We start from the raw sequence: 17,390 nt of genomic DNA, 5'->3' as shown, positions 1-17,390 counted from the left end.
TCTTGACAAGATTTGTTGTCAAGGGCCACGGTGGAGCCATGCAGGACGTCGAGGTCATCGAGGACGCGGAGGCTGCGGCCGCCGCGCTGGACCCGGTCCGGGCACGGCTGCTCCGCGAGCTCGCCGTCCCGGCCTCCGCCGCCGGGCTCGCCGCCCGCGTCGGCATCACCCGCCAGAAGGTCAACTACCACCTCAAGGCGCTCGAGGCGCACGGGCTGGTCGAGCTCGCCGAGGAGCGGCGGCACGGCGGGATCACCGAGCGCGTGCTGCAGGCGTCCGCGGCGGCGTACGTCGTCTCCCCCGCGGCCGTGACCGTGTCCGCCGCCGACCCCGACAAGAAGGCCGACCACCTCTCGGCCGCGTACCTCGTCGCGCTCGCCGGCCGCCTGGTCCGCGAGGTCGGCACGCTCGCGCGCCGGGCCGGCACGTCCGGCAGGCGGCTGCCCACGCTCGCGATCGACACCACGATCGGCTTCCGGTCGGCCGCCGACCGCGCCGCCTTCGCCGACGACCTCACCGCCGCGGTGCTCGAGCTGGCCGCGCGCTACCACCACGACGACGGGCGCCCGCACCGGCTCGTCGTCGCCGCCCACCCCCTGCCCGACACCCACCCCCTCCCCGAGGAGACGAGCTCATGACCACCACCACCACGCCGGACGTCCCCTACCGCCTGGAGTTCAGCGTCGAGGTCCCCGGCACGCCCGAGCAGGTGTGGCAGGCGATCGCCACCGCGACGGGGATGAGCGGCTGGTTCACCCAGACCGAGCTCGAGGAGCGCGAGGGCGGCGCCCTGCGCTTCGTCATGGGCCCTGAGATGGACTCCGTCGGCCGCGTCGTCCGCTGGGACCCGCCGCACCGCCTCGTCTACGAGGAGGACTGGGCCCGGCTGATGGGCAAGGACCCCGACGCGCTGAGCCCGCTCACCTCCGAGTTCGTCGTCGAGGCCCGGTCCGGCGGCACCTGCGTCGTGCACGTCACCAGCAGCGGCTTCGGCATCGGCGCCGACTGGGAGTCGGAGTGGTGGGACGACCTCGGCCCCGAGTGGCGGCCGTTCTTCGACAACCTGCGCACGTACCTCGCGCACTTCCCCGGCCAGCAGGCGACGCACCTCGACGTCACCGCGTCGCACGCCGGCGACGTGCCCGCGGTCTGGACCGCCCTGCGCGACGGGCTCGGGCTCGGCGCGGAGGGCGAGACGATCGACGTGCGCGGCTCCACCGGCGTCGTCGAGCGGGTCGGCGAGAAGCAGGCGCTGGTGCGGCTGACCGCACCCGTGCCGGGCGTGCTCAACGTCTACGCGTACGGCGAGGGCGACGGGAAGGCCACCGCCGGCGTGCGCGCGTTCCTGTTCTCCCCCGACGCCCCCGACTACCTGCGGCGCGAGGAGCCGCGCTGGCAGGCCTGGCTCGACGAGCTCGCCATCCCGGCCTGATCAGCGCGCGCGTGCCGCGGCGGCGCGGGCGGCGGACTCGACGCGGGCCCGGTGCTCCTCCCGCGCGGCACGCGCCGCGTCGTCGACGGGCGCGACCGGCCCGTCCGCCATCCCCACCGCACCGTCGAGGCCCTCCCGCAGGATGTCCGCGTGGCCCGCGTGGCGGGCCGTCTCGGTCAGCACGTGCACCATCACGTCGAAGAGCGTGACGTCCGGCTGCGGCCACCACGGCACGCGGCCGGGCGCGTCGACCGGCAGCGCGGCGACCGTCGCGTCGGCGTGCGCGCACGCCCGCCGGTACCGCTCGACGACGTCGTCCCGCGACTCGTCCTCCGTGACCCACAGGTGCGCGCGGTTCCCCGCGGCGTCGTCCCAGCGCGGGATCGGATCGGGGAACGGCCGGCCGAAGACCTCGCCGAGGTAGCGGGCCTCCGCGACCGCGAGGTGCTTCACGAGACCCAGCAGGTTCGTGCCCGTGTCGGTCAGCGGGCGACGCACGTCGTACTCGGACAGGCCGTCGAGCTTGCCCAGCAGCGACGCGCGCGTCCACCGCAGGTCGTCGAGCAGGTGCGCCTTCGCGACGTCGTCGATCATGCGCCCAGCGTCCCAGCCGACGGCGGACGACGCAGGGCTCGCCGACGTCGCCGTCGCGGACCCCGTCACGGCGTGGCGAGCTCGCGCGGGTAGGCGAGCACGTCGACCAGCGCGCCGTTGCGCCAGACGGTCACCTCGATGCGCCGGTCGATCGCGTCCTCGACCATCAACCGCTGCACGGCCGTCGCGGTGACGACCCGGTTCCCGTCGAGCTCGACGACGACGTCCCCGCGCCGCAACCCGGCCTCCTCCGCCGGGCTGCCCGGGGACACGTCGGCCACCTGCAGCCCGGTGCGCGAGCCCATGCGCGCGGCCAGCTCGGGCGACAGCGCGACCTGGATCCCCGCGATGCCGAGCCATGCGCGCCGCACCCGCCCCCGCGTCATGAGCGCGTCGACGATCCGCCGCGTCGTCGAGTTGACCGGCACGGCCAGCCCGACGCCGATGCCCGCGAGCGCCGTGTTCACGCCCACCATCCGCCCGGCGCCGTCGGCGAGCACGCCGCCGCTGTTGCCGGGGTTGAGCGCCGCGTCGGTCTGCACGACCTCGTCGACGACGCGCCCCGACGCGGTCGGCAGCGACCGACCGAGCGCCGACACGATGCCCGCCGTGACGCTGCCCGCGAGGCCGAGCGGGTTGCCGAGGGCGATGACGAGCTGCCCGACGCGCAGCCGCGCGGCGTCGCCGAGCTCGACCGGGTCGGGCAGGTCGTCGTGGGCGCGCAGCACCGCGAGGTCCGACAGCGGGTCACGCCCGACGACGTCCGCGTCGACCGTCGTGCCGTCGAGGAACGCCGCCTCGACCCGGCGGGCTCCCGCGACGACGTGCGCGCTCGTCAGCAGGTGCCGGTCGCGCGTGATGACGCTCGCCGAGCCCGCACCCGTGCCGCGGGGCGTCACGACCGTGAGGCTCGCGACGCTCGGGAGCACGCGCTCCGCGACGCCCGAGACGGTCCGCGAGTAGGCGTCCAGCACGTCGTCGTCCATGCCGTAGTCCAGCGCGCCCGACCGCCGCAGCGATACCCGCGTTCGCCGAGGGCGAGCGGACCGCGGCACGCCACCGCCGCTGCGCAGTCGGGCGTGAACCGTTTCGGACCCCTGCGCCCGGGCAGCGTCGTCCCTACCTTCATCGGTGTAGATCGTCACCCGCACGTGTCGGCGACCGTCGGCACGCGTCTGACCACGCGGGGGCGGACCAGACGAGCCGGAGGAGCCGACCGTGCGCCAACCCACCCCGACCCGCCTGCGCGGGACCCTGCTGACGGCCGCCGTCGCCGTCCTCGCGCTCGTCGGGCTCACCGCGCCCGCGGTCGCGGCCCTCCCGGACACCGTCCGCACCGCGGGCTCGGTCCGCGCCGCGACCACCGCTGGCTGCGGGCGCCCCGCTGGGCTCGCGACGGGCACGCACACCATCACGAGCAGCGGTCAGTCCCGCACGTTCCGCCTCGACGTGCCGTCCGGGTACGACCCAAACCGCGCGTACCGGCTGGTCGTCGGGCTGCACTGGTGGCACGGCACCGCGTCCGACGTCGTCAACCAGAACTTCTACGGGCTCAAGCCGCTCGCCGGCACCAGCACCGTCTTCGTCGCGCCGCAGGGCATCGACAACGCGTGGCCCAACAGCGGCGGCCGCGACGTGCAGTTCGTCGACGACGTGCTGCGCACCCTCGAGGCCGCGCTGTGCATCGACACGACGCAGCGGTTCGCGACCGGGTTCTCCTACGGCGGCGGCATGAGCAACGCGCTCGCGTGCGCCCGCGCCGACGTGTTCCGGGCCGTCGCGGTGCTCAACGGCGCCCAGCTGTCCGGGTGCGACGGCGGCACCCAGCCGATCGCGTACCTCGGCTCGCACGGCGTCGTCGACGACGTCCTCAACATCTCGCAGGGCCGCGCGCTGCGGGACCGCGCGCTGCGGAACAACGGCTGCCAGGCGCAGCAGGCGCAGGAGCCCGCCGCGGGCAGCGGCACCCACACGCGGACCGCGTACACCTGCCGCGACGGCTACCCCGTCGTGTGGCTCGCGTCGGACAGCGGGCACCAGTGGGACGCGCGCGACCGCGGCCAGCAGCAGTCGTGGGTGCCCGGCGAGATCTGGCGGTTCTTCACGTCGCTCCCGTCCACGACGACGAACCCCACGCCGACGCCCACCCCCACCGTGACGCCGACCCCGACGCCCACGCCGACCCCCACCACGACGCCGACGCCGACTCCGACGGTCACCACGCCGCCGCCCGCGGGCGCGTGCACGGCGACGTTCAAGGTCATGAACTCGTGGCCCGGCGGATTCCAGGCGGAGGTGACGGTCCGGGCGGGGTCGCCCACCTCGTCGTGGAGCGTCGCGTGGCGCACGTCGGGCGAGCGGGTCGACCAGGTCTGGAACGGCTCGCTGACGACGCAGGGTGACCAGCTCACCGTGCGCAACGTGTCGTGGAACGGCTCGCTCCCCGCCGGTGGCACCGCCACCTTCGGGCTGCTGGGCAGCGGCAGCGGCACTCCCCCGACACCGGCGCTGACGTGCACGAGCGCCTGACCCGGCCAGGGGTGGGCGTCGGCTAGCGGGGCTCGAGCACCACGACGGGGATCTCGCGGTCCGTCTTCTGCTCGTACTCGGCGAACCTCGGGTACGCCTGCTTCTGGCGCTCCCAGATCGCACGACGCTCCTCGGGGTCGGCGACGCGCGCGGTGAACGTGCGCGTCGCCGACCCGACCTCGGCGCTCACCCCGGGGTGGGCGACGAGGTTGTGGAACCAGGCGGGGTGGACGTCGCGCCCCGCGAACGACCCGAACACCGCGAGGCGCCCGTCGCCGAGGTCCTGGTACATCATCGGGCTGACCCTCGGCTCACCGGTGCGGGCTCCCGTGGTGTGCAGGAGCAGCAGCGGCTCGCCCGCGAAGTGGCCGCCGACCTGCCCGGCGTTCGCGCGGAACTCCTCGATGACGTGCGTGTTCCAGTCGTTCATGCGGTGCTGCTCCCGGTGGCGTCTCGACGTTCGGTGCGGTCGCCCCAGTGAACGACGCCGGTCGCGCGTCGGCGACCGCACCACGCCGGTCAGCCGCCCTCGACGGGCAGCCACAGCTCCACGGTCGCGGTGGAGAAGTCGTCGGCACGGTCGAGCACCGCGACGACCTCCGGCCCGGGGCGCAGACGCCACGGGTTCGACGGGAACCACTCGGTCGCGGTGGCGGCCCAGAGGGTCTGCAGCGTCTGCGGGTAGGGGCCGGACGCCCGGAAGACGGCCCACGCCCCGGCGTCGACGGAGATCACGTCCAGGTCGCCGGGGACCTCGGCGACGTCCGAGACCGCGACGCCGTGCAGGTAGGTGAGCTCCGAGCCCTCGCGGCGGTCCGGGTCGAGGTCGGCGCTCACCGCGAGCAGGCCCGACGGCTCGGTGTCGGCGAGCGCCTTGAGCCGCTGGTGCTCGGTGGGCGCGATCGACACGACGTGCTGCTGGATCGCCGGGTTGACCCCCTCGTGCACCAGCGGGACGCGCGCGGCGTGCCCGACGAGACGGAACGCGGGGCGGGTGACGAGTCGGACGTCCATGGGACTTGCTCCTTCGACGGTCAGGCGGAACCTGAGGCGGGGTTGCGAACGGAAGGGACCGCCGTCCCGCCGGGCCTGGCCCGGGCCGACGCCGTGCACCGACTGGAACGCCCGGCCGAACGCCTCCGCCGAGCCGTACCCGTAGCGCACGGCGACGGTCAGCAGGTCGTCCGCACCGCCGACGAGGTCGGCCGCGGCGCGCGTCATCCGCCGGCGCCGCACGTACTCCGACAGCGGCATCCCGGCCAGCGACGAGAACATGCGCCGCAGGTGGTACTCGCTCGTGCCGAGCATGGTGGCGAGGCGGACGACGTCGAGGTCCTCGGTGAGGCTGTCCTCGACGGCGTCGACGAGCCGGTTGAGCCAGGCGATCACGGTGCTCCCTTCCGCTCCTCAGCCTCGCGGCCGTGGCCGCCCGTCCGCCCGATCATCGGTGCCCGGTGCGATCAGTGGGACGTCGCCGTCGGGGAGGTGCACCGCCAGGGCCGTCGGCCGGGCGTCGTCGTGCCCGGCCAACACCCCACCTCACCGCAGGTGCCGGTCGAAGAACCGCGCCCCGTCCTCGAGCTCGAACCGTGGGGTGCCGAGGTGACCGCCCGGGTTGGCGTGCAGCGTCTTCTCGACGCTGCCGAACGCGTCGAACAGGTCAAGCGCCCGCTGCCGCGGGTTCCCCTCGTCGTCCCACTGCAGCAGGACGAGCACCGGGATCGTGACGCGCGGTGCCTCCGCCCGCACGGCCCGCGGCACGAACCCGCCCGCGAAGAAGCCCGCCGCCGCGATCCGAGGCTCGGTCACCGCGAGCCGGATCCCGAGCGCCATCCAGCCGGAGTACCCCACCGGCCCGGCGACGTCGGGCAGGTCGAGCAGGGCGTCGAGCGTGGTGCGCCACTCCGGGGCGGCGTCGTCGACCATCGGGCCGACCATCGCCTCGAAGATCTCGTCGACCGGTTCGCCCGCCTGCAGCGCGCGACGCAGGTCGACGCGCAGCTGGTCGGCTTCGGCGGTCCGGGGCCGGTCGCCGCAGCCGGCGGCGTCGATGGTCGCGACGGCGTAGCCGTACGTCGCGGCGTGGAACCGGGCGCGCGCGACGAGCCGCGCGTCACGTCGGGGAAGGCCGTTGTTGTGGGCCATGAGGACCAGCGGGGCCGGTGCGGAGCCGGTGGTCCAGAGGGTGCCGGGGATGTCGCCGAGCGCGAAGTCGCGCTCGAGGACCCCGTCGTCGTGGCGGTGCTCGGAGGTGAAGTCCATGGTCGTGCCTCTCGGGAGTGCGCGTGGGCGGCGCTCCCGGGCGACCTATCGCCCGACCGTGACCCCGGAGGGGAGCACCCTGATCGATCCAGCGTTCACGGGTACCACCTCCTCGTCCTGTCGCACGGCTCTCGCAGGATAGGCAGCGCCACGACACGCGTCACGGGAAATGTCGTGGCGTCGTCCCATCGCACCGCGACCATGGTCCGGTGCGAGACACGACGCGGAACGAGGCGCAGGCGACGTTCGCCGACACGGTGCGGCTCTGGCGCCTCGACGAGGCGACGACGCGCGACGTCGTCGACGCGGCCGTCGGGTGCCTGCTCGGAGGTCTCGACACCCCGACGCTGCGTCAGCTCGCGGGGGAACCGTCGTCCGCCCTGCGGCCCGACGTGTGGCCGATGGTCGACCGCACCCTCGTCGAGCTCGGCCTGCCCGACGCGGTCACCGAGGATCCGCTCCGCGGCGCGACAGCCGCCATGGTCGGCCGGTACGTGCGCCACGAGATCAGCGCACGCGACCTGTGCCGGTGGGCGCACGGCGTCGTGGGGCACGGGGAAGACCCGGTCAGCGCCGAGCTCGCGCTCCTCGACGGCGCCTACGACCCGGACGACCTGGGAGTCGTCGGAGCCGGTCGCGCGATTCTGGAGGCGGAGCTCGAGGCGGACCTCCGGCGCGAGACGGACCAGGCTGTCGCTCGGTTCCTCGCCCGGCCCGAGGAGTCCTGACCGCCCGGCGGACCGCGGGACAGGGTCCCGCGTCGCTCAGATGCCCAGCCGGTCGAGCACGTCCTCGGCGAGCAGCTCCAGGTACTCCAGCGGCGGGGCGGAGTCGGGGTAGCCACCCCCGAAGACACGTTCGGTGGTCTCGACGGCCTGGCGTGGCGCGGTGATGCCGAGGTGACGGAACAGGACGACGAGGTCGTCGAGGTCGCGCTCGCGTCCGGCGAGCATCTTCATCGCGAGCAGGTGCTCGGGCGAGGCGACGGCGGCGGACAACCCGGGGACGTCGAGCTCGGTCTGGCCCTCGTCGCTCACCAGGCCGACGACGGCGGACGTGACCCGGTCGTTGAGCCACTCGGGGTCGAGCCCGTGCCGGGCCGCGACCTCGCGGGCAGCGGTGCGCAGACCGTCCGTCTCCGTGCGGAACACCGCGTCGACGTCCCGCGTGACCCGGCGGGAGTCCAGGGTGATCGACATGGCGGCGCCCCCGACGACGTAGATCGTCGCGTGCAGGCCGTCGCGGTGGAGCACGGCACCGAGCTCGGTGAGCAGGCCGATGACCTCGGCACGGGACAGCGTCGGACCGTGCTCGCTCATGCGGTCGTGAAGTTCCGCTCGTCGAACCAGATGCCCAGCCGCGCGAGCTCGACCGGGGTGCGCTGCATCGCGACGGCGGCGCGGGCACCGCGTCCCGTGGGCCACCACCAGGCAGCGAGCGGGCGCCGACGGGTCCAGTCGGGCGCCCCGACGCCGGCCCGCCGGGCGACGTACCGCACGCTCCCGGCGATCAGCGCGTCCCAGCGCTCGTCACCGGTCGACGGTGGCTCGGCCAGCATCTCGTCGACGCGTCCAGCCGCCGCCGCACGGGGCAGGGAGTTGAGGCCGTCGAGAAGCATCCGGAGGGCAGCAGGCTCGTTGCCGTCCCGCAGCTCGGGGCGGACGTCCTCGACGATCTCGGGCACGGTGCGCCACCAGCGCGGAGACGGCTCCTGCGTGCGCAGGCCGTCCTCGTAGTCGAACGCGTCGCGCGCGGCGCGCATGTACCCGTTGGACCAGTTCGGTCGCAGCAGCGTCCGACGACCACGTGACGTCGTGAGGACCATCCCCGTCTCCACGAGGCGGGAGACCTCGCGCGCGACGGTCGACAGCGGCTCGTCCAGCTCCCGCGCGAGGTCGCTGGCCGTGATGGCGTCCGCCGCGCGCGCCAGTGCCCGCAGCACACGTGCCTGGGTGTCGCTGCGGAAGATCGCCGTGGCGTTGGCCATGGCCCGAGCCTATCTCCGACAATGCGGCAGATACATCCGGCTACGGACCACCCGCCAGGCACCGGCATGCTGGGGCGGTGCTGAGCGACGCGCGACTGCGGGACGTGGCGGAACGCCTGGTCGAGGTGCCCGGGGTGCGGGCCGTCGTGCTGGGCGGGAGCCGGGCGCGCGGCGACCACACCGCCGAGTCCGACGTCGACCTGGGCCTGTACTACCGGCCACCCCTCGACGTGGACGCGCTCGGCGCGGTGGTCCGTGAGATCGCCGGTCCCGACGCTCGCGTGACCGCACCCGGCGAGTGGGGGCCGTGGGTCGACGGCGGCGGGTGGCTGCAGGTCGACGGCACCGCCGTCGACGTCCTCTACCGCGACCTGGACCGCGTGCGGCGCAGCTGGCAGGAGGCGCAGGACGGCCGGTTCGCGTGGCACGCGCAGGCCGGTCATCCGCTCGGCGTGCCGTCGTTCGCCTACGCGGGCGAGGTGGCAGTCGCGGTGGTGCTCGCGGACCCGTCGGGCGAGGTCGCGGCGCTGCACGACGCGGCGTCGGCTTACCCCCGGGCACTGCGCGACGCGGTCGTCGCCCGCCTCTGGGAGGCAGCGTTCACCCTCGACGTCGCGGCCAAGGCGGCCGGGCGGGGCGACAGCGCGTACGTCGCCGGGTGCCTGTTCCGCGCGGTCCTGCTGTGCGCGCACGCCCTGCACTCGCACGCGGGTCGCTGGGTCACCAACGAGAAGGGTGCCGTCGCCGCGGCCGGACGACTGCCCGACGCTCCACGGGACTTCGGCGTGCGGGCGCAGGCGCTGTGCGCCGCCGTCGGCGCGGACCCTGACGCGCTGCGTGCGACGCTCAGCGCCGCTCGCGACCTCGTCGACGAGACCGCGACCGTTTGCACGGAGGGGTCGTGACGGCGTCGCTGGTGCTGCGGCCGCTCACGGCGGCCGACGAGGCGGAGGCGTGGGCCGCGCACGACGAGCTGGCACGTGAGGGGTTCGACTTCCTGCTCGACGGCCGCCGCGACGACTGGCCCGGGTACCTCGCGCACCTGGCCGACGAGCGCGCCGGCGTCCGTCTGCTGCCCGGCCGCGTGCCCGCGACGTTCCTGGTCGCAGACGTGGACGGTGTGCTCGTCGGGCGGGTGTCGGTGCGGCACACGCTGAACGAGGCCCTCGCCCGCGTCGGCGGGCACATCGGGTACGCCGTGCGGCCCGCGCACCGCCGACGGGGCTACGCGACCCAGATGCTGCGGCAGTCGCTGGTCGTCGCCCGGTCCGTCGGTGTCGAGCGGGCGCTCGTGACGTGCGACGACGACAACGTCGCGTCCGCGCAGACCATCGAGCGGTGCGGCGGGGTGCTCCAGGACCTCGTCCCGGTCGACGGGCGGCCGGCCAAGCGCCGGTACTGGGTGCCGACGGCCTGACGTCGCCCGGCGACCGGCCCGCGCAGCGGGGCCACGGAGCGGGCCGAAGGTCGCGTCGGGAGTCGGTGCGCCCGGCCGGGTGGTGGTGCGGCGGCCTCCCCCGAGGCCCCGGTGCGCTCCGTGCGCCGGCCGGGCGACGACGGGTCGGTGCGCGGCCGCATGCCGCTGAGCGCGGCGGGGCCGGCGGTCAGCCGAACCCCTTGACCCTTCACTTGTTTTTTGCAAGTGTGGTGGCGTCCGCACCGCTCGCACCCCCGCTGAGGAGAGCGCCATGACCGCGATGTTCGTCAACCTGCCGGTGACTGACCTGGAGCGTGCGAAGGGCTTCTACACGGCGCTCGGCTTCACCATCAACCCGATGTTCACCGACCACAACGCCGCCTGCGTCGTCGTCGAGGAGGACCACAGCGCGTTCATGCTCCTCACGCGCGAGTACTTCCAGACGTTCACGGACCTGCCGCTCGGCGACCCGGCGGTGAGCCCGTCAGTGTCGACCGCGATCTTCCTCGACAGCCGCGACGCGGTCGACGCGACCGCCGCCGCCGGACTGGCCGCGGGGGGCACCGAGCCGCGACCCGCGTCCGACTACGGCTTCATGTACCAGCGCGGGCTCACCGACCCCGACGGCAACGTCCTCGAGTTCGGCTGGATGGACCCTGCGGCCGCCGCACAGGGCCCCGACGCGGTCGCGAGCCAGCAGGCCTGAGGCCGATGGCCGCACGCGACTACGGGCAGTACTGCGGGATCACGCGCGCCCTCGAGCTCGTCGGTGAACGGTGGGCGCTGCTCCTCGTCCGCGACCTGCTCGTCGGGCCCCGCCGCTATGGCGAGCTCGCCGCAGGGCTCCCCCGCATCCCGAGCAACGTCCTCGCGGCGCGGCTCAAGGAGCTGCAGGCGGCCGGCATCATCCGTCGCGCACCCCGGTCGCGCGTCATCGTCTACGAGCTCACGCCGTACGGCCGCGAGCTCGAACCCGTCGTCCTCGCGCTCGGGGCGTGGGGGTTCAAGGCGATGGGCGATCCCCGCGAGGAGCAGGTCGTCACGCCCGACGCCCTGACGATGACGCTGCGCACCGCCTTCCGACCCGAGGTCGCGGCGACGCTGCCGGCGACGGCCTACGCCGCCCACCTCGACGACGCCGGCCTGCTGATCCGGGTGGACGGCCCGTCGCTCGACGTGACGCGCGGTGACGGGCCCGTCGACCTGGCGTTCACCGCCGGCCCCGACCTGCACCGGCTCATCTCCGGCGACCTCTCCCCCGATCGCGCCCTCACCACGGGCGCGGTCGAGGTGCTGCGCGGCCCCGGCGACCTGCTCGCCCGCTTCGCCACGACGTTCCACCTCGCCGCCTGACGGTCGACCGCGACCGCCGCGCCGGGGCCGAGCACGGCGCGCTGTCGGACCGCGTCGCTACCGTCGCGCGATGGAACCTGCGACGGCGCGCCTACCCGAGGGCACGCTCCGCGACCTGCACGACCGCCTCGCCCGGACGCGCTGGCCGCAGACGCTGCCCGAGACCGGGTGGGAGCGCGGCGTGCCGGCCGACGTCCTGCGCGACCTGGTCGCCGCATGGCGCGACCACGACTGGGCACCCTGGCAGGCCCGGCTCGACGCGATCCCGCAGGTCGTCGCGCAGTTCGACGGTCAGCGCGTGCACGCCCTCCACGTGCGCAGCGACGACCCCGACGCACTCGCGCTGGTGCTCACGCACGGCTGGCCAGGCTCGCTCCTCGACTGGCTGCCGGTGGTCGACCGGCTGCGCGACGCCTTCCACCTCGTCGTCCCGAGCCTGCCCGGCTTCGGCTTCTCGGCGCCCCTCGCCGGCGCGGGCGGCGACCACCGCCGGATCGCTGAGCTCTGGGCCCGGCTCATGGCGGACCTCGGCTACGCGCGGTACGGCGCCGCGGGCGGTGACTCGGGCTCGATCGTGTCGCCGTGGCTGGCGCGCGTGGACCCCGAGCACGTCGTCGGGGTGCACGTCCATGGCTCGCTGGACGTGCCGGACGTCGACGAGACCCGGCTCAGCCCGGCCGAGGTCGACCGCCTGGCAGCCGCGCACCGGCGCACGGCGGAGGACACCGGGTACGCGGTGCTGCAGGGCACCCGTCCGCACACCGTCGGCTACGGGCTGACCGACTCGCCCGTCGCGCAGCTCGCGTGGATCGTCGACAAGGTGCACGACTGGGGCACCTGGCCGCCCGACGTCGACCACCTGCTCGCCACCGCCACGCTGTACTGGTGCACGGGCACGGGCGCGACGTCCGCGCACCTGTACCGCGACACGCGCGCCGAGCCACCCCACCCGCCGAGCGACGTGCCGACGGCCGTGGCCCTCTTCCCGACGGACCCGACGATCCGGCACGTCGCCGCGCAGCAGCACCACCTCGTCCGGTGGACGGAGCACGCCGTCGGGTCCCACTTCGCCGCCGTCGACGCCCCCGACGCGCTCGCCACCGACCTCCGTGCGTTCTTCGCTCGGTGCGGTCCGGCGACCTGAGGGGGCCCTCGCGCTGGGCCTCGGCGACCGACGACCCGGTCGAGCCGTCAGGCAGGCCCCGACGTCCACCCGCCGACCGGCCGGTCAGTCCCGACGCGTCGACGCGCGCGTCAGGCGGTCGACGGCCAGCTCGATCTCGTCGCAGTCGCGCGGCTCGGTGTCGAGGGCGCGGTGGATCGTCAGGCCCTCGATCATCGCGTCGAGCAGGCGGGCCGTCGGCGGGTCGAAGTGCCGTTCGAGCGCGTGCCGGCTGCGGGCCATCCACGCGTGCGTCAGCCGGCGGTAGCGCGGGTCGCGGGCGGCGAGCGTGTAGAGCTCGTGGGTCAGGACGAGCTCGTGCGGGTCGGTGAGCACGTCGACCGCGACGAGGTCGACGACGGCCTGCCGGGCCTCCTCGACGCCGTCGACCGCCGCCATCGACGCCTCGAAGCGGTCGCTCATGCGCCGCGTGAACCGCTCGAACGCCTCGAACAGCAGCGCGTCCACGCTGTCGAAGTGGTACGTGATCGACCCGAGCGGCACGTCGGCGGCGGCGGCGACGCGGCGGCTCGACGCACCCGCCACGCCGACCTCCCCGACGACCTCGAGGCACGCGTCGACGATGCGGTCGCGCCGCTCGGGGTCGTGACGGCGCCGCCGCCGCTCGGTCACCGCGCCTCGCCCTGGGGGCCGATCTGCCGCACGACACGGGCGGGGTTGCCCACTGCGACGACGTTGGCGGGCAGGTCGCGCACCACGACGGACCCGGCACCGACGACGGTGTTGTCACCGATGGTCACGCCCGGGCAGACGATGACGCCACCGCCGAGCCAGACGTTGTCGCCGAGCGTGATCGGCTGGGCGGCCTCGAGCTTGTCGCGCCGCGGCTGCGGGTCGACCGGGTGGGTCGGGGTGAGCAGCTGGACGTTCGGGCCGATCTGGCAGTCCTCGCCGATCGTGATGGTCGCGACGTCGAGCGCCGTGAGGTTGTAGTTGACGAACGTGCGCGCGCCGACGTGGATGTTCTCGCCGTAGTCGACGAACAGCGGCGGCTTGACGTAGGCACCCTCGCCGAGGGTGCCGAGCAGCGCGACCAGGTGCTCGCGCGCGTCGGGCTCGCCCGCGGACTCGGCGCGGTAGTAGGCGTCGGAGAGCCGGAACGCCTCGCGGGCGATGCGCCCGCTGTCCGGGTCGTCGGCGATGTAGAGGTCACCGGCGAGCATGCGCTCGCGGTTCGTGCGGGGGTCACCGGCGAAGTAGTCGGTCGTCATGCGGACGATCGTACACAGTATGTGTACGAGTGAACATATCGACCCGCGGCGCGCGACCGTCCTCCGGTACCGTCACGACGAACGCGGCCCGGAGCGCGACGGGGAGGACCGGATGACGGCAGGAGCGGCGCCCGTCGGGGACGCGCAGGTCCATGCACGCGGTGACGGGTCCGCGCCCGTCGTCGTGCTCGTGCTCGCGCACCCCCGACCGGACAGCCTCAACCACGCGCTCGCCCGGAGGCTCGGTGACGCCGTGACGCGCGCCGGCGCGCACCTCGTCGCCCACGACCTCTACGCCGAGGGGTTCGACCCGGTCCTGCGCGCCGAGGAGTCGTACGTCGTCGGGCCCGACCTGGACCTCGGCGGTCCGTCCGGCGACCCGTTGCTCGACCGGCACCGCGCGGACCTCGCGACCGCCGACGCCCTCGTCGTCGTCCACCCCTCCTGGTGGGGGAAGCCGCCCGCGATCCTCGCCGGCTGGCTCGACCGGGTCCTCGTGCCCGGCGTCGCGTACCTCCTGCCCGACGCGGGCGGCCTGCCCGAGCCGCTGCTCGCGGTCCGCCGTCTGGTCGTCGTCAACACCACCGACACCCCGGCCGAGCGGGAGGCGACCGTCTTCGGCGACCCGCTCGCCGCGATCTGGGAGCGGTGCGTCGGCACGTACCTCGGCTCCCCGACGTCGCCCACGGTCGTCGAGCGGACGGTCCTCGCGTCGGTCAACGAGGCCGACGACGCCCAGCGCACCCGTTGGCTCGACGAGATGGAGACCATGGGCGCCCGGCTGGTCCACGCCCTGGCCTGACCCTGGTGCGGCGCGAGCGCGGCGCGCGCGACCCACGTGAGGACGGTCGCGGTCCGGGAACGGACGCCGCGGCGCCGGTCGACGGCGACGGCAGTCGGCTCGGTCCCGGTCCCGGTCACGCGGCCGAGCCGTCCGCGAGGGACGCGTCGAGCCGCTCGTGGACCTCCCGGACACGGTGCCCCATGCCGCTCGCGACGATCTGGTCGCGACCGATGGGTGGAGAAGCGCTCCGACGGCGCCTCCGCGCACACCCGGCGCTTGTCTCTACACCGGTGAAAAACGATTCGGACCGACGCTCCACCCCCGCTCGCCTCGACAGCGTACGAAGCGCTTCGCGAAGGTGGAGCAGCACGTCATCGCCTCGCTGCGCGCAGGAGCACCGCCCGCGCGGACGCACCGGGGCCCGAGGAGGGATGTGGGATGGCACAACGACGACACAGGTGGGCAGCCCTCGCGGTCACGCTGCTGACCGGCGCACTGATCGGCAGCACCGTCCTGCCGCCCGCCTCGGCCGCCGCCGGCGGGTCCGGCCCCTACCCGGCCGACCACGAGACCTCGTCGAGCCTGCCGAACCACACGATCTACCGGCCCGTGAACCTGCCGTCGAGCAGGCTCCCCGTGTTCGTCTGGAGCAACGGCGCCTGCTCGGCCAACGGCACCTCCGCGCTGCCGTTCCTGCGCGAGATCGCGTCGCACGGGTTCCTCGTCATCTCCAACGGCAGCCCGAACGGCGGTGGCTCGTCGACGTCGTCGTGGCTGACGCAGTCCATCGACTGGGCCGTCGCGGAGGCGTCCCGCTCCGGCAGCCCGCTGCGCGACCGCATCGACACGTCGAAGATCGCGGTCGCCGGGTTCTCGTGCGGCGGTCTCGAGGCGTACGCGGTGTCGGGCGACCCGCGGGTCACCACGACGATGATCTTCAGCAGCGGCCTGCTGAACGACGCCGACGACTACCGGCTCCGCCGCCTCGACCACCCGATCGCGTACATCATCGGCGGCCCGGGCGACATCGCGTACCCGAACGCGATGGACGACTGGGGCAAGCTGCCGGCGGGCCTGCCGGCGTTCATGGGCAACCTGCCCGTCGGCCACGGCGGGACGTACGACCAGCCCAACGGCGGCGAGTTCGGGCGCGCCGCGGTGCTGTGGGCGAAGTGGCAGCTCAAGGGCGACACGCAGGCCGGGCGGACGTTCGTCACGTCGGGCTGCGGGCTGTGCAGCGGCGGGCAGTGGACCGTGCAGCAGAGGAACCTCGTCCTCGCACCCGACCCGACGCCCACCCCGACCCCGACCCCCACTCCGACACCCACCCCGACCACCACGCCCACCCCGACGCCGACACCCACGCCCACCACGACGCCGGACCCGACCGCCGCGTGCTCCGCGACGTACACGGTCGTCAACCAGTGGCCGGGCGGCTTCGTCGCGAACGTCGACGTCACGGCGCAGCGCGCTCTCGACGGCTGGCGGGTGCAGGTGACGCTCCCGTCGGGGGCCTCGGCGACGCAGGTGTGGAACGGCGTGCGGGCGGGTACCGGTCAGCCGATGACCGTCACGAACGCGGCGTGGAACGGCGCCCTCCGAGCCGGCCAGGGCACCGGCTTCGGGTTCCAGGGCACGGGGACGGGCGCGGGTGCCACCGTCTCCTGCCAGGCTGCCTGACCACGTCGTACGGCGAGGTGCCCGCCCCGGGGAGGGGCGGGCACCTCGTCCTGTGCGGCCCGGAGCCGCTGCACCGGGAGGGCGACGGGCCGCGCGCCGCCGACCGGCGCCGCGTCAGCGGGCGAGGAACGCGAGCAGCGCCTCGTTGACCTCGGCCGTGTGCGTCGTGAGCAGCCCGTGCGGCGCACCCTCGATCTCGACGTACTCGGCCGACGGCAGCGCCTTGACGAACCGGCGTGCGGTCACGTCGACGTCGAGGATGCGGTCGCCCGTGCCGTGCAGGATCAGCGCGGGCACGTCGATCTTCGGGATGTCGTCGCGGAAGTCCGTGCCCCACGTGAGCGGCGCGGCGGCCGACGCGACCGACCCGGAGCCCGCGGCGACGTCCCACGCGTGGCGCACCTGCTCCTCGGAGATGCGCGTGCCCAGGTTCTCGTCGAGGTTGAAGAAGTCCTGGTAGAACGCGGTGAAGTAGGCGTACCGGTCCTTGCGGACGGTCGCCGCGATGTCCTCGAAGAACGACGCCGGGGCGCCACCCTCGGGGTTGTCCTCGGTCTTGGTGAGGAACGGCTCGAGCGACGCGAGGAACGCGGCCTTCGCGACGCGCGTCGAGCCGTACGTGCCGAGGTAGCGCGCGACCTCGCCGGTGCCCATCGAGAAGCCGACGAGGACGACGTCGCGCAGGTCGAGCGTCTCCAGCACGACGTTGAGGTCGGCCGCGAACGTGTCGTAGTCGTACCCGACGGACGGCTGGCTGGACTGGCCGAAGCCGCGGCGGTCGTACGTGATGACGCGGTAGCCGGCGTCGAGGAGCGCGGCCGTCTGGCCCTCCCACGAGTTGCCGTCGAGCGGGAAGCCGTGGATGAGGACGACCGGCTGGCCGGTGCCCTTGTCCTCGTAGTGCAGCTCGATGTCGACCGAGTTCTCCGTGCCGACGGTGATGCGTCCCATGGCCTGG

21 protein-coding genes are annotated in these 17,390 nt (G+C 74.4%); 11 read left to right on the top strand and 10 right to left on the bottom strand.

Annotated elements, in window-relative coordinates; genetic code table 11:
* Nucleotides 1–38: 38 nt before the first annotated feature.
* Nucleotides 39–638 carry a helix-turn-helix domain-containing protein gene (locus tag GXP71_RS18505; protein ID WP_162353870.1) on the top strand — a complete coding sequence of 200 codons (600 nt, stop codon included), beginning with the start codon at nucleotides 39–41 and terminating at the stop codon, nucleotides 636–638.
* Nucleotides 635–1,432 (top strand): SRPBCC domain-containing protein, encoded by a 798-nt coding sequence (locus GXP71_RS18500; RefSeq protein ID WP_162353869.1) that lies wholly within the window; start codon nucleotides 635–637, stop codon nucleotides 1,430–1,432. Before GXP71_RS18505 ends, GXP71_RS18500 begins: the two co-directional genes overlap by 4 nt.
* Here GXP71_RS18500 and GXP71_RS18495 read toward each other — a convergent pair whose 3' ends face one another.
* Both GXP71_RS18495 and GXP71_RS18490 read right to left on the bottom strand, forming a co-directional pair.
* Nucleotides 1,433–2,026: a DinB family protein gene (locus GXP71_RS18495; protein ID WP_162353868.1), complete on the bottom strand. Its 594-nt coding sequence runs from the start codon at nucleotides 2,024–2,026 to the stop codon at nucleotides 1,433–1,435.
* A 65-nt stretch (nucleotides 2,027–2,091) separates the two neighbouring features.
* Entirely contained in the window at nucleotides 2,092–3,012 is a 921-nt protein-coding gene (locus GXP71_RS18490; RefSeq protein WP_162353867.1) for a S1C family serine protease, read from the bottom strand.
* 232 nt (nucleotides 3,013–3,244) lie between these two features.
* Between GXP71_RS18490 and GXP71_RS18485 the strand changes: the two genes are divergently transcribed.
* A complete protein-coding gene (locus GXP71_RS18485) occupies nucleotides 3,245–4,555 on the top strand; it encodes a cellulose binding domain-containing protein (protein ID WP_162353866.1) in 1,311 nt (436 codons plus the stop codon).
* A gap of 22 nt (nucleotides 4,556–4,577) precedes the next feature.
* Here GXP71_RS18485 and GXP71_RS18480 read toward each other — a convergent pair whose 3' ends face one another.
* The 3 genes from GXP71_RS18480 to GXP71_RS18470 all read right to left on the bottom strand — a co-directional run bounded on the left by GXP71_RS18480 (nucleotide 4,578) and on the right by GXP71_RS18470 (nucleotide 6,817).
* The gene (locus GXP71_RS18480) at nucleotides 4,578–4,985 is read right to left on the bottom strand and encodes a nitroreductase family deazaflavin-dependent oxidoreductase (protein ID WP_162353865.1); all 408 of its coding nucleotides are present in this window, start codon (nucleotides 4,983–4,985) and stop codon (nucleotides 4,578–4,580) included.
* A gap of 89 nt (nucleotides 4,986–5,074) precedes the next feature.
* Nucleotides 5,075–5,944 carry an AraC family transcriptional regulator gene (locus GXP71_RS18475; RefSeq protein ID WP_162353864.1) on the bottom strand — a complete coding sequence of 290 codons (870 nt, stop codon included), beginning with the start codon at nucleotides 5,942–5,944 and terminating at the stop codon, nucleotides 5,075–5,077.
* A 150-nt stretch (nucleotides 5,945–6,094) separates the two neighbouring features.
* Nucleotides 6,095–6,817, bottom strand: a complete 723-nt coding sequence (locus GXP71_RS18470; protein WP_162353863.1) for an alpha/beta hydrolase — start codon at nucleotides 6,815–6,817, stop codon at nucleotides 6,095–6,097.
* A 209-nt stretch (nucleotides 6,818–7,026) separates the two neighbouring features.
* Between GXP71_RS18470 and GXP71_RS18465 the strand changes: the two genes are divergently transcribed.
* Nucleotides 7,027–7,545, top strand: coding sequence for a hypothetical protein (locus tag GXP71_RS18465; protein ID WP_162353862.1), 519 nt, complete (start codon nucleotides 7,027–7,029; stop codon nucleotides 7,543–7,545).
* 36 nt (nucleotides 7,546–7,581) lie between these two features.
* Here GXP71_RS18465 and GXP71_RS18460 read toward each other — a convergent pair whose 3' ends face one another.
* Together GXP71_RS18460 and GXP71_RS18455 are read right to left on the bottom strand one after the other, a co-directional pair.
* Nucleotides 7,582–8,136 carry a DUF6036 family nucleotidyltransferase gene (locus GXP71_RS18460; RefSeq protein WP_162353861.1) on the bottom strand — a complete coding sequence of 185 codons (555 nt, stop codon included), beginning with the start codon at nucleotides 8,134–8,136 and terminating at the stop codon, nucleotides 7,582–7,584.
* Nucleotides 8,133–8,804 (bottom strand): helix-turn-helix domain-containing protein, encoded by a 672-nt coding sequence (locus GXP71_RS18455; RefSeq protein WP_162353860.1) that lies wholly within the window; start codon nucleotides 8,802–8,804, stop codon nucleotides 8,133–8,135. The genes GXP71_RS18460 and GXP71_RS18455 overlap by 4 nt, the downstream gene beginning before the upstream one ends.
* Nucleotides 8,805–8,881: 77 nt before the next feature.
* Here GXP71_RS18455 and GXP71_RS18450 point away from each other — a divergent pair, with 77 nt between their 5' ends.
* From GXP71_RS18450 to GXP71_RS18430, 5 genes are all read left to right on the top strand, one after another.
* Nucleotides 8,882–9,709 carry a nucleotidyltransferase family protein gene (locus GXP71_RS18450; RefSeq protein WP_162353859.1) on the top strand — a complete coding sequence of 276 codons (828 nt, stop codon included), beginning with the start codon at nucleotides 8,882–8,884 and terminating at the stop codon, nucleotides 9,707–9,709.
* A complete protein-coding gene (locus tag GXP71_RS18445) occupies nucleotides 9,706–10,221 on the top strand; it encodes a GNAT family N-acetyltransferase (protein WP_162353858.1) in 516 nt (171 codons plus the stop codon). The genes GXP71_RS18450 and GXP71_RS18445 overlap by 4 nt, the downstream gene beginning before the upstream one ends.
* A gap of 271 nt (nucleotides 10,222–10,492) precedes the next feature.
* Nucleotides 10,493–10,927: a VOC family protein gene (locus GXP71_RS18440; protein WP_162353857.1), complete on the top strand. Its 435-nt coding sequence runs from the start codon at nucleotides 10,493–10,495 to the stop codon at nucleotides 10,925–10,927.
* A gap of 5 nt (nucleotides 10,928–10,932) precedes the next feature.
* Nucleotides 10,933–11,574 (top strand): helix-turn-helix domain-containing protein, encoded by a 642-nt coding sequence (locus GXP71_RS18435; RefSeq protein WP_162353856.1) that lies wholly within the window; start codon nucleotides 10,933–10,935, stop codon nucleotides 11,572–11,574.
* Nucleotides 11,575–11,644: 70 nt separating this feature from the next.
* Entirely contained in the window at nucleotides 11,645–12,718 is a 1,074-nt protein-coding gene (locus GXP71_RS18430) for an epoxide hydrolase family protein (protein WP_162353855.1), read from the top strand.
* A gap of 84 nt (nucleotides 12,719–12,802) precedes the next feature.
* Here the strand turns inward: GXP71_RS18430 and GXP71_RS18425 are convergent, their stop codons facing one another.
* Both GXP71_RS18425 and GXP71_RS18420 read right to left on the bottom strand, forming a co-directional pair.
* Nucleotides 12,803–13,369, bottom strand: coding sequence for a TetR/AcrR family transcriptional regulator (locus GXP71_RS18425; protein ID WP_162353854.1), 567 nt, complete (start codon nucleotides 13,367–13,369; stop codon nucleotides 12,803–12,805).
* Nucleotides 13,366–13,968 carry a sugar O-acetyltransferase gene (locus GXP71_RS18420; protein WP_162353853.1) on the bottom strand — a complete coding sequence of 201 codons (603 nt, stop codon included), beginning with the start codon at nucleotides 13,966–13,968 and terminating at the stop codon, nucleotides 13,366–13,368. Before GXP71_RS18420 ends, GXP71_RS18425 begins: the two co-directional genes overlap by 4 nt.
* 112 nt (nucleotides 13,969–14,080) lie before the next feature.
* Here GXP71_RS18420 and GXP71_RS18415 point away from each other — a divergent pair, with 112 nt between their 5' ends.
* A complete protein-coding gene (locus tag GXP71_RS18415) occupies nucleotides 14,081–14,770 on the top strand; it encodes an NAD(P)H-dependent oxidoreductase (protein WP_162353852.1) in 690 nt (229 codons plus the stop codon).
* 420 nt (nucleotides 14,771–15,190) lie between these two features.
* Entirely contained in the window at nucleotides 15,191–16,432 is a 1,242-nt protein-coding gene (locus tag GXP71_RS18410; RefSeq protein WP_162353851.1) for a cellulose binding domain-containing protein, read from the top strand.
* A gap of 114 nt (nucleotides 16,433–16,546) precedes the next feature.
* Here GXP71_RS18410 and GXP71_RS18405 read toward each other — a convergent pair whose 3' ends face one another.
* A complete protein-coding gene (locus GXP71_RS18405) occupies nucleotides 16,547–17,383 on the bottom strand; it encodes an alpha/beta fold hydrolase (RefSeq protein ID WP_162353850.1) in 837 nt (278 codons plus the stop codon).
* Nucleotides 17,384–17,390 lie beyond the last annotated feature (7 nt).

This window comes from Cellulomonas sp. H30R-01 (genome assembly GCF_010119915.1).
GTDB classification, from domain to species: domain Bacteria; phylum Actinomycetota; class Actinomycetes; order Actinomycetales; family Cellulomonadaceae; genus Cellulomonas; species Cellulomonas algicola.
This window is presented reverse-complemented; position numbering and strand designations above follow the sequence as displayed.

What these genes read in the sequence shown, in the direction of transcription:
- GXP71_RS18500 (WP_162353869.1), top strand. Translation starts at nt 635, where the DNA reads ATGACCACCACCACCACGCCGGACGTCCCCTACCGCCTGGAGTTCAGC.
- GXP71_RS18410 (WP_162353851.1), top strand. Translation starts at nt 15,191, where the DNA reads ATGGCACAACGACGACACAGGTGGGCAGCCCTCGCGGTCACGCTGCTG.
- GXP71_RS18455 (WP_162353860.1), bottom strand. Translation starts at nt 8,804, where the DNA reads ATGGCCAACGCCACGGCGATCTTCCGCAGCGACACCCAGGCACGTGTG.
- GXP71_RS18495 (WP_162353868.1), bottom strand. Translation starts at nt 2,026, where the DNA reads ATGATCGACGACGTCGCGAAGGCGCACCTGCTCGACGACCTGCGGTGG.
- GXP71_RS18460 (WP_162353861.1), bottom strand. Translation starts at nt 8,136, where the DNA reads ATGAGCGAGCACGGTCCGACGCTGTCCCGTGCCGAGGTCATCGGCCTG.
- GXP71_RS18480 (WP_162353865.1), bottom strand. Translation starts at nt 4,985, where the DNA reads ATGAACGACTGGAACACGCACGTCATCGAGGAGTTCCGCGCGAACGCC.
- GXP71_RS18440 (WP_162353857.1), top strand. Translation starts at nt 10,493, where the DNA reads ATGACCGCGATGTTCGTCAACCTGCCGGTGACTGACCTGGAGCGTGCG.
- GXP71_RS18430 (WP_162353855.1), top strand. Translation starts at nt 11,645, where the DNA reads ATGGAACCTGCGACGGCGCGCCTACCCGAGGGCACGCTCCGCGACCTG.
- GXP71_RS18415 (WP_162353852.1), top strand. Translation starts at nt 14,081, where the DNA reads ATGACGGCAGGAGCGGCGCCCGTCGGGGACGCGCAGGTCCATGCACGC.
- GXP71_RS18420 (WP_162353853.1), bottom strand. Translation starts at nt 13,968, where the DNA reads ATGACGACCGACTACTTCGCCGGTGACCCCCGCACGAACCGCGAGCGC.
- GXP71_RS18505 (WP_162353870.1), top strand. Translation starts at nt 39, where the DNA reads ATGCAGGACGTCGAGGTCATCGAGGACGCGGAGGCTGCGGCCGCCGCG.
- GXP71_RS18490 (WP_162353867.1), bottom strand. Translation starts at nt 3,012, where the DNA reads ATGGACGACGACGTGCTGGACGCCTACTCGCGGACCGTCTCGGGCGTC.
- GXP71_RS18435 (WP_162353856.1), top strand. Translation starts at nt 10,933, where the DNA reads ATGGCCGCACGCGACTACGGGCAGTACTGCGGGATCACGCGCGCCCTC.
- GXP71_RS18470 (WP_162353863.1), bottom strand. Translation starts at nt 6,817, where the DNA reads ATGGACTTCACCTCCGAGCACCGCCACGACGACGGGGTCCTCGAGCGC.
- GXP71_RS18405 (WP_162353850.1), bottom strand. Translation starts at nt 17,383, where the DNA reads ATGGGACGCATCACCGTCGGCACGGAGAACTCGGTCGACATCGAGCTG.